Genomic DNA, 12,455 nt, shown 5'->3' on the forward strand with positions numbered 1-12,455 from the left:
CCCAGGCTAGGAGGACCCGCCCGTCCCGGTCTGCGGCCTCTTGGGGGGACAGCACCGTCCCGCGCGGCGGGCGGGACGGGTCAGCGGGTGACCTCGATCAGGCCACGGGCTCCTCGCTCGGCCTCCACGAGGGAGTGGTTGACGAAGGGGTACGTGCCCGGCTCGGTGAACTCCAGCTCCACGAAACCGCCCTGCGCGGGGGCGAGGTCGAGGCTCTGGGCCCCGCCGGACCGGGTGCCGCCGGGCTCCAGGAGGTAGGCGCCCTCCTTGTGCACGGTGTCGAACTGAGCGCCCACCACATGGAAGCTCAGCCCCGTGGACGGCCCGGCCACGAGGACCCGGATCCGCACCCGCTCGCCGGTGCGGGCGGTCAGCGGCTCGTGCAGGTACTGGGTGGCGTGGCCGTTGAAGACCGTCAGGCTGGGCACCCCGCCCGGGATCCTGGCTGGGTCCACGACCGCGTCCGCCCCTGTCCCGTCGCCGGCGGGCTCCCGGGACGGTCCCAGATACGTCTCGTTCTGCACGAGGAGCCAGTCGTGGTCCACCTCCGGGAGCCCCGGCGGGTCGATCACCACGGCACCGAACATGCCCGCCGCGACGTGCGTGCTCATCGGCGCGGTGGAGCAGTGGTAGAGCCAGGTGCCCGAGCGCACCGCCTCGAAGCGGTAGACGAGGGACTGCCCCGGGGCGACGGTGCGCATGTTCTCGTCGGGTGCCACGGTGCCGGCGTGGAAGTCCACCGAGTGTCCCATCGTGCCGCCGTTGCGCAGAGTGATCTCGAAGACGTCGCCGACCTCCCCGTGCAGCGTGGGGCCCATGTAGCGGCCGTTGTACGTCCACGCCCGCATGCGCACACCGGGGGCGATCTCGTGCTCGCCCTCGGAGACGTCGAGGTCCACGCGATGCACCCTCCGACCGTCCTCCGGCACACCCTCCCCGACGGGCTCGAGCACGGGCGAGCGAACCTCGGCGCCCTCTCCCGGGGCGGCCGCCAGGTCCGCGCCGGCGGCCGGATCGGTGCCGGCCGGGACCGGTCCGGGCACCCCCTGCTCCACCCCGGGCCCGGTGGGCGCGTCGCGGGGGGCGCCGTCCGCGCCGACCGCGACCACGTCCAGGGTCATGCCCATGGTGCGGTGGCCGACGATCGAGCACCACCCCTCCACGGAGCCGTCGACCACACCGGCCTCCACGGTCACCGTCTGCCCGGGGGCGACGCGCCCGGAGCTCGTGCCGGAGGCCAGGACGAGGTCGTGGACGTTGGTGGGGTCCTCGTTCGTGAGCTCGATCACCAGCTCGTCGCCGAGGGGGACCTCAACGGTGGAGGGCTCGAAGCGCATCCCCTCCAGGGCTCTGACCTGCACAGTGGTCCTCCCGCCCGTGGCCGGGACCCCCGAGGCATCGCCGCGCAGGTCGAGACCCGCCGCGGCGGGGTTCACGGCGATGCCCGCCGCGACGCCCAGGGTCACCACCAGCACCCCGGCGACCGCCTCGCGCACCGGGCGCGCCTGCGCGACCGGTGCGACGGCCTCCGGCTCCCTGGGTGGGCGGGCCCGGCGCCCCGCCACCGAGATCCGGGCGGCGGAGACCATGAGCGGCACGAAGGCGAAGAGCACCGTGGCACCCAGGAGGGAGACCACGACCCGGACCCAGGAGGGCACCGCGCCCGGGGGGAGGGCGAAGAGCAGCACGCACAGGTTGACGACCACCACGCGGAACGTCCCCGCCCGGTTGATGGCCCGATGGGCCGCCCGCACCGTCACCGGGCCGCCCCCCATGGTCACCGGCAGGAGGTAGGTCATGGCCCCCAGCAGCACCTGGACGAGGAAGCCGGCCACGAACGGGACGGTCAGCAGTCCCAGAGCCGCCGCGTCGAACCCGCGCAGGGCCACGACGAGAACGGCGGCGACCACGGTGGCCGCCCACCACAGGACGCCGGCCGCCACGGACCAGCCCGCGTAGTCCGCGGGGCGGGACCGCACCGCGGCCTGCGCCATCACCGCGACCACGGCGCCCAGCCCCACCGCGTACAGCACGAGTCCCGCCGCGGCGAGCTCGGAGGACCCCGCCAGTGCCGCGGTCCCGGTGAGCAGCAGCCCGCCGGTCAGCACGGGCAGCGCCGCGGAGCCGACCCGCGTGGAGCGCTCCGGCAGGCGCGTGCGCAGGATCGTGGGCCACAGGGTGAGCACGGTCCCGGCGACGGTCAGGCCCACGAAGCCCAGGACGTTGACGGTCTCGTGGGCGAGGAGCAGTCGCGCGTGCCAGGCGGCGGCGGGGCCGGCGGCCAGGAGCGCGCCGAGGAGCGCGCCGACCGGCAGCAGGAAGGCCGCGGTCACGTAGTAGCGCACGGCCACGGCGAACCGGGAGGGCAGCGCCGTGCGCAGCTGTCGGAGCAGGGCGGCCCCGTGCCAGGCCACCGCGGTGCCCACGGCCGTCGACGCGACGAGGACCAGTCCGTACCAGTCCGTGAGCAGTCCCAGGACCAGCAGCACGGTACCGGCGTTGAGCAGTCCGATCCGGATCAGCTGCCGGGCCCGGGCGTCGTCCGGCACCCGGTTCTTCAGCAGGGAGTCGGTGAAGTGCTGGGACCACACCAGCACCGAGTTCGTCACGAGCCCCAGGGTGACGACGTGCACCAGCAGCCACCGGGTCTCGGGGATCCAGCGGTGGAGGAGAACCACGAGCAGCAGGACCGCCATCCACAGGCGGACCGGGCGGCCGGCCCGGCGGTGCCAGGAGGACCGCCCGCCGGGGCGTGCGGAAGCGTGCACGGATCTCACCTGCTCTGTTAATCTGCCAATCAAATACCAGTATAGGGGGCGGTGGTCGCTCGGAGCGCCGCCTACGATGAGCACGTGACTGCCGAGATCATCGCGACCCTCATCACCGCCGTCCTGCTCGTCGTGGGGTGCCTCGGCGTCGTGGTACCGGTCCTGCCGGGCTCGGTCCTGATCGTGGTGGGGCTGCTCGTGTGGGCGTTCACGGTCCAGGCCGTCGAGGGCTGGACCGTCCTGGCCGTGGGCTCCGTGCTGGCGATCACCGGGATGGCCGCCAGCGCCGTGCTCACCGGGGCCCGGCTCAAGCGCCGGCAGATCCCCAACCGGTCGCTGCTCTACGCCGCGGCGGGCGCCGTGGTGGGGCTGTTCGTCATCCCCGTGGTCGGGATCCTCGTGGGCTTCTTCGTGGGCCTGCTCCTGAGCGAGACCGCCCGCCGCCGCGACCTCCGGGCGGCGCTGGACGCCAGCTGGGCCGGGCTCAAGGCGGCCGGGCTGGGGATCGTCGTGGAGTTCGCGTGCGCGCTCGCCGCCTCCACGGTGTTCGTGCTGGGCGCTCTGGTCCTGTTCACGACCGCCTGAGCCGGGGCGGCCGGGGCGGGCCGAGGGCCCGGACACCTGCGGTGTCCGGGCCCTCGGCGTCTCGCGGCACCCCAGTACCCGAGGAGCCGTCCTGTGCTGCGGCACCGCTCCGTGCTCAGGAGGGGCTCAGCGTTCACGAGGGGCTCAGCGCTCAGGACGTGCACGGCGCTCGCGGGCGGCTCAGCGCCAGGGCAGGGGGACCACCTCGACGTCCTGCCCGGCGGCCACACCGCTCGGGGGCACCACGGCGATGACGTCCGCGTGGGCGAGACCGCGCAGCATGTTCGCACCGACCCGGTCCCGGGGGGACACCGTCCCGTCCCGGAGGTAGCCGGGCACGAGGGCGGTGACCTTCTGGCCCGGCAGGTCCTCGGCGGCGGGCAGGGTCCGGGTGGCCGGGGGCTGGTCGCCGTGCAGCTTGGCCAGCAGGGGCTCGGCCACCGTGAAGATGCTGGTCATCGCCGCCAGCGGGTTGCCGGGCAGGCCCACCACGAAGGGGCCGTCCTCGGGCAGCCGGGCCAGGAACGTGGGGTGGCCGGGGCGCTGGGCGAGGCCGTCGAGCAGGAAGACCGCGCCGAGCTCGAGCAGGGCCGAGCGGACGTGGTCGGCGTCGGAGTGCCCGGTCCCCCCGGTGGTGATGACCACCTCGGTGCGGGCGTCCAGCACCGAGGCCATGCCGGAGGGTGCCTCGGTCAGGGCGGAGAGCATCGCCTTGGCGGTGTCGTCGACGCGCCGGAGCTGGTCCACGGACCCGCCGAGCATCTCCACGAAGGTGGGCAGCTGCGGGCCGAAGGCGTCGCGCACCTGGCCCGGCTCGGGGATCCCGTCCTCGACGACCTCGCTGCCGGTGAGCAGGATGGTCACGCGCGGACGGCGGCGGACCGGGAGCATGTCGTGGCCGCTGACGGCGGCGAAGGCGATGTGCGCCGGGTTGAGCAGGCACTCGGCGTGCAGGATGACGTCCCCGGCCGCGACCTCCTCGCCGGTGCGGCGGATGTTCTGCCCGTAGGGGATGTCCTCGGCCGAGGGGGCGTGGTCCGCGATCGTGAGCACGGTGCCCTCCTCGGACAGGTGCGCGTACTCGTCGCGCAGCACCGCCCGGGCCCCGGCGGGCACGAGACCGCCGGTGACGATGCGGGTGGCCTCTCCCGGCTCCAGGTTGAGCACCGGCCGGTAGAGCTCCTTCGGCGGGATGGTCAGCATCTTCCGGGGGTCGGTCTCGACCGGCTCGGGGAAGACCACCGTCCACGGCTGGGGGCCCGCCACGGCGTAGCCGTCCATGGCGGAGGAGGCGTAGTGGGGGACGGGGATCGGGGCGGTGACGTCCTCGGCCAGGACCTCGCCGAGGGCCTCCTGCAGGGGCAGCCAGTGGCTGGGCAGCGCGGTGGCGATGTCGTAGGAGAACTGCCGTGCCCGGTGCCACTCGGCGTCGTGGATCGCCTCGACCTGCTCCGGGACGCTCTCGGGGGTGCCGCTGTCGTCCTCGATGACGGGCAGTGCGTGCGTGTAGGGGCTGTTGGTGTCGTGGGGCAGGGGCAGTCCGGACATCAGTTCTCCTCGGGGGTCGGGCGGGTGCGGGGGACGAGGTCCCCGACGGTCTGCAGGGCACGGCGCAGGACGTGCTGCTCGTCCTCCCCGGCGGCCACGGCACGGGCCACGTGGTAGCCGAGCAGGTAGGCGGTGGGCGGGACGGCGGGGCGCACGGTGCCGTGGGCGATGCGGCCGGTGAGGCCCAGCACGGCGTCGAGGGGCAGGTCCGCGCCGGGGACGTCCAGGGCCGCGCGCACGCTCGCGAGCCACTCCTCGAGGGTCTCCTGCTCGGCCGGGCTCAGGTCCTGGGGCATGCGCTGCTCCTCCCGGGCGGCGGGGCCGCCCGCTCGTGGTCAGGTCAGGTGGTGCCTCTGCACATCGTCCCACGTATCGACGTCCGCGGTGGCGTCCTCCGGCACGGTGACGTCCCGCAGCGGCAGGTCCCGGACGAAGGAGAGCACGGACCGGTCCGCGGGGTCCTGCCCCGCGTAGGCTCCGCGCAGCACGTCGGTGCGGTAGAGCGCGGCGAGGGGCTGGCGGCGGCCTCCGGGCGGGACGCAGACGTAGCCGGCGGCGCCGGGGCCGGCGCGGGCCGCCTCCAGCAGGAGCGGCACCGCGCGCGCCACCCCGGGCATGTCGCAGGCCAGCGTCAGGGTCCAGGCCGCGCCGGGCAGGCGACCGAGGGCGTGCAGTCCGGCCGCGATGCCCGCGGCGGGCCCGGAGAACGGCGGCTCCTCGCGGGTCCGCAGCACGCCCTCGGGGACGGGGAGGTCCGGGGGCCCGACGACGACGACGCCCGCCGCCTCCCGGACCGCCTCCAGGGTGAGCTCCACGAGGGTGCGCCCGTCCTGCCGGAGCCGGGCCTTGGGCCGCCCGCCCAGGCGGGTGGAGCGGCCCCCCGCCAGGACCACGGCGTGGAAGAGCGGGGCCGGGCCCGGGGTGCGCACCCGCTCACCCGCCCGAGAAGGGCGGCAGGACGTCCAGGGTCGCCTCGTCCGGGACCTCGGCGTCCGGGTCCGGGCAGGCCACGCCGTCGAGCAGGAAGCTGGACCGGGCCAGCACCTCGGCCAGCGGCGGCTGCCCCGGCGGGGGCTGCGGGTGCCGCCGCGCCAGCAGCTCCTCGACCTCTCGGCGGGGCCGGGCGGGCCGGTCCAGCGGCACGGTCTCGGCCTCGGTCCCGGCCGCGGCCCGGGCGGCCGCGAAGTAGCGCACCAGCATGTGGCCTCAGCCCCCGATCGCGCTCATGGAGCGCTCCGGCTGGACGTAGTCGGCGGAGTCCAGGCCCACATGGTCCATCCCGTGGGCGGCCGGCTTGGCCCACATCGCGGCCCGCCAGCGCTCGGCCAGCTCCCCGTCGCTCGCCCCGGCGCGCAGCAGCGGGAGCAGGTCGACCTCCTCGTGCGAGAACAGGCAGGACCGCACCTTTCCCTCGGCGGTGATCCGGGTCCGCTTGCAGTCGGCGCAGAAGGGCTCCGTCACGGACGCGATCACCCCCACGGTGCCCAGCGGCTCGTCCCCGGCACCGGCGTTCCCTGCACCGGGGTCGGCGGCGGGGTCCTGCGCGGGGTCCGCGGAGGCCGCGGGGTGCACGTCCCACAGCTCGGCCGGGGCGCCCTCGCGCGGGCCCGGGTGCGGGGACAGCCGGAACCGCTCGCCGAGCCGGCCGCGGATCTCGGCGGCGGTGACCATGTCCGCCCGGGTCCAGCCGTGGTCGGCGTCCAGGGGCATCTGCTCGATGAAGCGCAGCGCGAAGCCGCGCTCGAGCGCCCACGCGAGCAGGTCGGCGGCCTCGTGGTCGTTGACCCCGCGCATCAGCACCGCGTTGATCTTCACCGGGGACAGCCCGGCGGCGGCTGCGGCCTCGGCCCCGGCCAGGACGTCGGCGAGGCGGTCGCGGCGGGCCAGGGCCCGGAACGTCTCGGCGCTGAGGCTGTCCAGGGAGATGTTGACCCGGGTCAGCCCCGCCTCCACGAGCCCCCGGGCGCGTCCGGCCAGGCCGATGCCGTTGGTGGTCAGCGAGACCGGCAGCGCCGGGTGGGCGGTGCGGACCCCGGCCACGATCTCCTCGAGGTCGCGGCGGACCAGGGGCTCCCCGCCGGTCAGGCGCAGCTCGGTGATCCCCAGCTGCGTCACGCCCACGTCGACGAGCCGGGTGATCTCGTCCGCGCTCATCAGTTGCGCGGCGGGCAGCCAGGGCAGCCCGTCGGCGGGCATGCAGTAGGTGCAGCGCAGGTTGCACTTGTCGATCACCGACAGCCGCAGGTCGGTGGCGCGGCGGCCGTGGCGGTCCACGAGCCCGGCCTCGGCCGGCGCGCCGCTCGGTGCCGGACCGGCACTGCGGACCTGCGGAAGTCCCAGGGAAACGCTCATGTCACCGCCTCGGTGGTTCCGTCCGGCACGCAGGGCCCCGGCGCCGGGATGTCCGCCCAGTGTATGCAGGCCCCGGCGCGCCGGGAACGACCCGTGCCGTCCCGGGCGTCATCTCCGGCCCGCGGTCAGCCGTCGTCCCGCTCCGGTGGGGCCTGGGCGTCCAGCTGCCGGAGGGCCGCGGACCACCGGGCCTCCCGCTCGTCCGGCGGCTGCTCCCACCACGGCGTGCCGCGCTCGCCGAGGCCCAGCTTGGCGAGCCCCACCCGCTCCCGCACGGCCCGCAGCTCCTCCTCCGTGCCGTCCCTGCGCACCGTGCGGACGGCCGCGCGGGCCCGGCCCAGGTGGGACCGCAGCCGGGCCGCCGTCTCCGGGGGCAGGGCGGGGTCCTGGCGCCGCCACCGGCGCCCGTCCACCACGATCCACCGGCCGTCCGGCGTGTGCTCCACGTCCCGTCGCGTCATGGCCACGATCCTGCCAGGGCGGACCGGCCCCGGCACCTACCCTGGGGGGATGAGCAGGCACGCGCAGCACCCGGTCCGCGGCATCGACGAGCACCGCCGTGCGGTCGAGGACGCCCTGCGCGGTCTCGGCGCCCGGACGGAGACGGTCCCCCTGGCGGCCGCTCCGGGCCGGGTCCTGGCCGGGGACCTCGTGGCGCCCCTGAGCCTGCAGCCCTTCGACAACTCGCAGATGGACGGCTTCGCGATCAGTGCCGCCGACAGCCGGGCGGCGCCGGGGGAGGACGGGCGCGTGCCGTTCGCCGTCGTCGCCCCGGTGCCCGCCGGCCACGTCCCGGGCCCGCTGGCCCCCGGGGAGGCGGCCCCCGTCATGACCGGCGCGCCGCTGCCGCCTGGAGCGGACGCGGTGGTGCCCGTCGAGGAGTCGCTGCCCGGGGGGTTCCCCGCACCGGGGACGCTCGTGCGGCTCCCGGCGGGCCAGCCGGCCGGGCGGTTCGTCCGCCGTGCGGGCGAGGATGTCGCCGCGGGGGACACGGCGCTGGTCGCGGGGCAGCGGCTGACGCCCGCCCGGATCGGCCTGGCCGCGGCCCTCGGGTGCGCGGAGCTGACCGTGCGCGCCCGTCCCCGGGCCGTGCTCTACACCACGGGCGACGAGGTCGTGGCGCCGGGGACCGTCCGCGGACCCGCCCAGGTCTTCGACGCGAACGCGGCGATCCTGCGCGCCCAGCTCGCCGAGGCGGGCGTCGAGGTGATCGGCGCCCACCTGCTCTCCGACGACGCCGGCGCCTTCGCGGCACGCCTGGCCGAGGACACGGCGGCGCGGCCCGACCTCTTCGTCTCCTCGGGCGGGGTCAGCGAGGGCGCCTACGAGGTGGTGCGGCAGGTGCTGGCGCCCCACGGGGAGTTCGTGCACGTCGCGATGCAGCCCGGCGGGCCGCAGGGCCTGGCGGCGCCCGGCGGCGTGCCCTTCGTCTGCCTGCCCGGCAACCCCGTCAGCACCCTCGTGTCCTTCGAGATGTTCCTCCGCCCGGCCCTGACCGGGGTCCTCGGCGCCCCGGCACCGCGGGCCCGCGCCATGGGCCCCCTCGCGGAGGCCGTGCGGCCGCTGCCCGGCCGCACCCAGGTGCGCCGTGCCGTCTGGGACGGCGCCGAGGTCAGGATGGCGGGCGGGCCGGGCTCCCACCTGCTGGCCGCGGCCGCCCGGGCCAACGCCCTCGTGCTCGTGCCGGCCGGCGGGGCCGAGCTGCCGGCGGGCACCCGGGTGGAGCTGCTGCTGCTGGACTGATCCGCCGCGCGGCCGGCCCGCCGCCGGGCGGCCCGGGGACGAGGGCGCCGCGGTGTGCTGCCGCCGCTCGTTAGACTGGTCCGCGCCCCGACCGGACGATCGCACAGAACAGGTCCCCATGACGTCCCTGCTCGCCCCGCTGCTCCTCGCCGCCACCGCCGTGATCCAGGCGCTCGGCCGCTACGAGTACCACCAGAACGGCATCACCGTGGTGGGCCAGATGCTCTTCCCGATCTTCTTCGCCGTCCTGGCGATGTTCCTCGCCCGCCGCGGCGAGCGGGGCTCCTTCGGCACCGCGCACCTCGGTCTGCTCGTGGTCGGCGCCGTCCTGTTCGTGCTCACCCTGGTCGGCTGGAACGGCACCGTCCCCCAGCTCTACCCCTCCGTGTGGATCTACTACGCGGCGTTCGCGCTGCTGGCGGTCCAGGCCGCGCTGCGCATCGCGGGGACCCCCGGGCGCCGGCGCAGGGACGCCCCGGCCGAGGACCCCGCCCCGCGCGGCTGACCACCGCGGGGCGGGCCGCTGCGTGACCGGCGGCCGCGGGGCGGAGCGCTACCCGGCGGCCGCGGCTCCGCCGACGCGCTCGAGCACCAGTTCCGCCAGCTCCCCGGCCCGGGTCTCCGGCAGCCAGTGGCCGGCGTCGAGCTCCACGAACCGATAGGGCCCCCGGACCTGCTCAGCCGTGAGCTCCGCGGCCCGCCGGCCCAGGGCGGGGTCCCGGCTGCCCCATGCGTACGTGGTCGGGACGTCGACGAGCCCGGTGCGCAGCCGGGACAGCGGCAGGGCGCGGTACCAGTTCAGGGCCCCGGTGAGCGCGCCGGGCTCCTGCATCCGGGCCGCGTAGCGGGCGGCGTCCGCGGCCGGCAGGCCGGACCGGCGCAGGAGGTCCTCGAGGCACGGGCCGAGCAGCGCCTCGGGCAGGATCGGCAGCTGGAAGGCCCCGACGTAGGCCGAGCGCAGCACCTGCGGCGAGCGCGTCAGGGACCGTGCCAGGGCCCGGGGGTGCGGCACGGAGGCCACCGTGAGGGAAGCCACCCGGTCCGGCCGGTGGGCCGCGAGCGCCCACGCCACGATCCCGCCCCAGTCGTGGCCCACGACGTGCGCGCGCCGCACCCCCGCGGCGTCGAGCAGCGCCACGGCGTCCTGGACGAGCAGCTCGAGCCGGTAGGCGCGACGTCCCCGCGGCCGCGCGCGCGCGGCGCAGCCCCGCTGGTCGGGCACGAGCGTGCGCAGCCCCGCGCGCCGCAGCACGGGCGCCACGCGGGACCAGCACGTGCCGTCCTGCGGGAAGCCGTGCAGCAGCAGCACGGGCACACCGTCCCGGGGCCCGTCGTCGCGCACGTCGAGGTGGAGGCCGCCGGAGGGGCGGCGGGTCGGCCGGTCCATTCCGTCAGGCTAGCCCGACGGCGTCCGCGGGGGCCGCCGTGGCGATGTCTTCCCCGTTCCGGCGAGGAAAACAAGGGAAAAGGAATTCATGACGGACCATGAATTCTGTGCTTGATATGTCATGAATTCCTTTTCACCGAATAGGCATTCATTGGTCCAGGAAAAAATCCCAATTCCTGATGCCTCATTGGATAGGTTGGAACCATGGTTGCCAGCCCCACACCGCCGGGCACAGACGGCCCCGCGTCCAACGCCCTGCTCAAGCTCGGGAAGTTCTTCACCCGCTGGGAGGAGTCCCAGGACGGCCGGGCCGTCTACCGCGAGGGCGGGCGGGCCGGTGACGCCTTCTACCGGAACCGGTGGAGCCACGACAAGGTGGTCCGCTCCACGCACGGGGTGAACTGCACGGGCTCGTGCTCGTGGAAGGTCTACGTCAAGGACGGGATCATCACCTGGGAGGCCCAGGAGACCGACTATCCGTCGGTGGGCCCGGACCGCCCCGAGTACGAGCCCCGCGGCTGCCCCCGCGGGGCGGCGTTCTCCTGGTACACCTACTCGCCCACCCGGGTCCGCTATCCGTACGTCCGCGGGGTGCTCCTGGAGATGTACCGCGCGGCCAAGGAGCAGGTCGGCGGGGACCCCGTGCTCGCCTGGCAGGAGGTCGTGAACGACCCCGCGAGGCGCCGGGCCTTCCAGCAGGCCCGCGGCAAGGGCGGCCTGGTGCGCTCGAGCTGGCAGGAGGCCCTCGAGCTGACCGCTGCCGCCCACGTGCACACGGTCAGGACCTACGGCCCGGACCGGTGCACCGGGTTCTCCCCGATCCCGGCGATGTCCATGGTCTCCCACGCCGCGGGGGCCCGGTTCATCAACCTCATCGGCGGCGTGATGAACAGCTTCTACGACTGGTACGCGGACCTGCCCGTGGCCAGTCCCCAGGTCTTCGGCGACCAGACGGACGTCCCCGAGTCCGGCGACTGGTGGGACGCGACCTACCTCATGATGTGGGGCTCCAACGTCCCGGTCACGCGCACCCCGGACGCGCACTGGATGGTCGAGGCCCGCTACCGCGGCACCAAGGTCGTCTCCGTCAGCCCCGACTACGCGGACAACACCAAGTTCGCCGACGAGTGGCTGCCGGCCCAGGCCGGCACGGACGCCGCCCTGGCGATGGCGATGGGCCACGTGATCCTGCGGGAGAACTTCGTGGAGCGGCGGGTGCCGTTCTTCGAGGACTACGTCCTGCAGTACACCGACCTGCCCATGCTGGTCACCCTCGACGAGCGGGAGGACGGCGCCGTGGTGCCCGGCAAGTTCCTCACCGCCGCCGACCTGGGCGGGGACGAGGCGGGAGCCTCCGACGCCGCGTTCAAGACCGTGCTGATCGACCGCGACGCGGGCACCCCGGTGGTCCCCAACGGGTCCATGGGCTTCCGCTACAACGAGCAGGACGAGGGGAGGTGGAACCTCGACCTGCAGGGCGTGCGCCCGGCGCTGTCCGTCGCGGACGCCACCCCGGGGGCGGGGGCCACGAGCGTCGTGGACCTGCCCGCCTTCACCGACGCCACGGGGGAGGGCTCGGTGCTGCACCGGGGCGTGCCCGTCACGGAGGTCGCCGGGCGGAAGGTCACCACGGTCTTCGACCTCATGCTCGCCCAGTACGGCGTGGGACGGGAGGGCCTTCCGGGGGACTGGGCGGCCGGGCTCGACGACGTCGCGACCGCCTACACCCCGGCGTGGCAGGAGGAGATCACCTCGGTCCCCGCGCAGGCCGTGATCCGCACCGCCCGCGAGTTCGCGGCCAACGCGGAGAAGTCCGGCGGCCGGTCGATGATCATCCTGGGCGCCGGCATCTGCCAGTGGTACCACGGGGACGTCACCTACCGGGCGATCCTCGCGATGCTCATGCTCTGCGGGTGCCAGGGCCGCAACGGCGGCGGGTGGGCGCACTACGTGGGCCAGGAGAAGGCCCGCCCCATCACGGGCTGGGCCGCGATGGCCGCCGCCACCGACTGGACCCGCCCGCCGCGCTTCATGATCGGCACCGCGTTCTGGTACATGCACACCGATCAGTG

12 protein-coding genes are annotated in these 12,455 nt (G+C 75.3%); 4 read left to right on the plus strand and 8 right to left on the minus strand.

Annotated features, from left to right (window positions below; translation table 11 throughout):
* Window positions 1-80: 80 nt before the first annotated feature.
* Window positions 81-2,768 (minus strand): multicopper oxidase domain-containing protein, encoded by a 2,688-nt coding sequence (locus QYM41_RS14270; RefSeq protein ID WP_368800440.1) that lies wholly within the window; start codon window positions 2,766-2,768, stop codon window positions 81-83.
* 84 nt (window positions 2,769-2,852) lie between these two features.
* Here QYM41_RS14270 and QYM41_RS14275 point away from each other — a divergent pair, with 84 nt between their 5' ends.
* Entirely contained in the window at window positions 2,853-3,353 is a 501-nt protein-coding gene (locus QYM41_RS14275; RefSeq protein WP_368800441.1) for a DUF456 domain-containing protein, read from the plus strand.
* A 180-nt stretch (window positions 3,354-3,533) separates the two neighbouring features.
* Here QYM41_RS14275 and QYM41_RS14280 read toward each other — a convergent pair whose 3' ends face one another.
* The 6 genes from QYM41_RS14280 to QYM41_RS14305 all read right to left on the minus strand — a co-directional run bounded on the left by QYM41_RS14280 (window position 3,534) and on the right by QYM41_RS14305 (window position 7,714).
* On the minus strand, window positions 3,534-4,901 hold the full coding sequence (locus tag QYM41_RS14280) for a molybdopterin molybdotransferase MoeA (protein WP_368800442.1): 1,368 nt from the start codon (window positions 4,899-4,901) through the stop codon (window positions 3,534-3,536).
* A complete protein-coding gene (locus QYM41_RS14285; RefSeq protein ID WP_368800443.1) occupies window positions 4,901-5,197 on the minus strand; it encodes a DUF6457 domain-containing protein in 297 nt (98 codons plus the stop codon). The genes QYM41_RS14280 and QYM41_RS14285 overlap by 1 nt, the downstream gene beginning before the upstream one ends.
* Before the next feature lie 39 nt (window positions 5,198-5,236).
* Window positions 5,237-5,830 (minus strand): molybdenum cofactor guanylyltransferase, encoded by a 594-nt coding sequence (mobA, locus tag QYM41_RS14290; RefSeq protein ID WP_368800444.1) that lies wholly within the window; start codon window positions 5,828-5,830, stop codon window positions 5,237-5,239.
* Window positions 5,831-5,834: 4 nt separating this feature from the next.
* Complete coding sequence (locus tag QYM41_RS14295; RefSeq protein ID WP_368800445.1) at window positions 5,835-6,101, minus strand: MoaD/ThiS family protein; 267 nt, start codon at window positions 6,099-6,101, stop codon at window positions 5,835-5,837.
* 6 nt (window positions 6,102-6,107) lie between these two features.
* Window positions 6,108-7,253, minus strand: coding sequence for a GTP 3',8-cyclase MoaA (locus QYM41_RS14300; RefSeq protein ID WP_368800446.1), 1,146 nt, complete (start codon window positions 7,251-7,253; stop codon window positions 6,108-6,110).
* A 125-nt stretch (window positions 7,254-7,378) separates the two neighbouring features.
* Window positions 7,379-7,714: a biopolymer transporter Tol gene (locus QYM41_RS14305; protein WP_368800447.1), complete on the minus strand. Its 336-nt coding sequence runs from the start codon at window positions 7,712-7,714 to the stop codon at window positions 7,379-7,381.
* Between the two features lie 49 nt (window positions 7,715-7,763).
* Between QYM41_RS14305 and QYM41_RS14310 the strand changes: the two genes are divergently transcribed.
* Complete coding sequence (locus QYM41_RS14310) at window positions 7,764-8,996, plus strand: molybdopterin molybdotransferase MoeA (protein ID WP_368800448.1); 1,233 nt, start codon at window positions 7,764-7,766, stop codon at window positions 8,994-8,996.
* Window positions 8,997-9,114: 118 nt separating this feature from the next.
* The gene (locus tag QYM41_RS14315; RefSeq protein WP_368800449.1) at window positions 9,115-9,501 is read left to right on the plus strand and encodes a hypothetical protein; all 387 of its coding nucleotides are present in this window, start codon (window positions 9,115-9,117) and stop codon (window positions 9,499-9,501) included.
* Between the two features lie 48 nt (window positions 9,502-9,549).
* On the opposite strand, the gene QYM41_RS14320 is transcribed toward QYM41_RS14315, so the two are convergent.
* Window positions 9,550-10,383 (minus strand): alpha/beta fold hydrolase, encoded by an 834-nt coding sequence (locus QYM41_RS14320; RefSeq protein ID WP_368800450.1) that lies wholly within the window; start codon window positions 10,381-10,383, stop codon window positions 9,550-9,552.
* Between the two features lie 204 nt (window positions 10,384-10,587).
* On the opposite strand from QYM41_RS14320, the gene QYM41_RS14325 reads away from it, so the two are divergent.
* A partial coding sequence (locus tag QYM41_RS14325) for a molybdopterin-dependent oxidoreductase (RefSeq protein ID WP_368800451.1) occupies window positions 10,588-12,455 on the plus strand: 1,868 nt, incomplete at its 3' end.

It is taken from the genome of Kocuria oxytropis (assembly GCF_040981195.1).
GTDB lineage: Bacteria > Actinomycetota > Actinomycetes > Actinomycetales > Micrococcaceae > Kocuria > Kocuria oxytropis.

What these genes read in the sequence shown, in the direction of transcription:
- QYM41_RS14280 (WP_368800442.1), bottom strand. Translation starts at nt 4,901, where the DNA reads ATGTCCGGACTGCCCCTGCCCCACGACACCAACAGCCCCTACACGCAC.
- QYM41_RS14285 (WP_368800443.1), bottom strand. Translation starts at nt 5,197, where the DNA reads ATGCCCCAGGACCTGAGCCCGGCCGAGCAGGAGACCCTCGAGGAGTGG.
- QYM41_RS14295 (WP_368800445.1), bottom strand. Translation starts at nt 6,101, where the DNA reads ATGCTGGTGCGCTACTTCGCGGCCGCCCGGGCCGCGGCCGGGACCGAG.
- QYM41_RS14300 (WP_368800446.1), bottom strand. Translation starts at nt 7,253, where the DNA reads ATGAGCGTTTCCCTGGGACTTCCGCAGGTCCGCAGTGCCGGTCCGGCA.
- QYM41_RS14305 (WP_368800447.1), bottom strand. Translation starts at nt 7,714, where the DNA reads ATGACGCGACGGGACGTGGAGCACACGCCGGACGGCCGGTGGATCGTG.
- QYM41_RS14310 (WP_368800448.1), top strand. Translation starts at nt 7,764, where the DNA reads ATGAGCAGGCACGCGCAGCACCCGGTCCGCGGCATCGACGAGCACCGC.
- QYM41_RS14315 (WP_368800449.1), top strand. Translation starts at nt 9,115, where the DNA reads ATGACGTCCCTGCTCGCCCCGCTGCTCCTCGCCGCCACCGCCGTGATC.
- QYM41_RS14320 (WP_368800450.1), bottom strand. Translation starts at nt 10,383, where the DNA reads ATGGACCGGCCGACCCGCCGCCCCTCCGGCGGCCTCCACCTCGACGTG.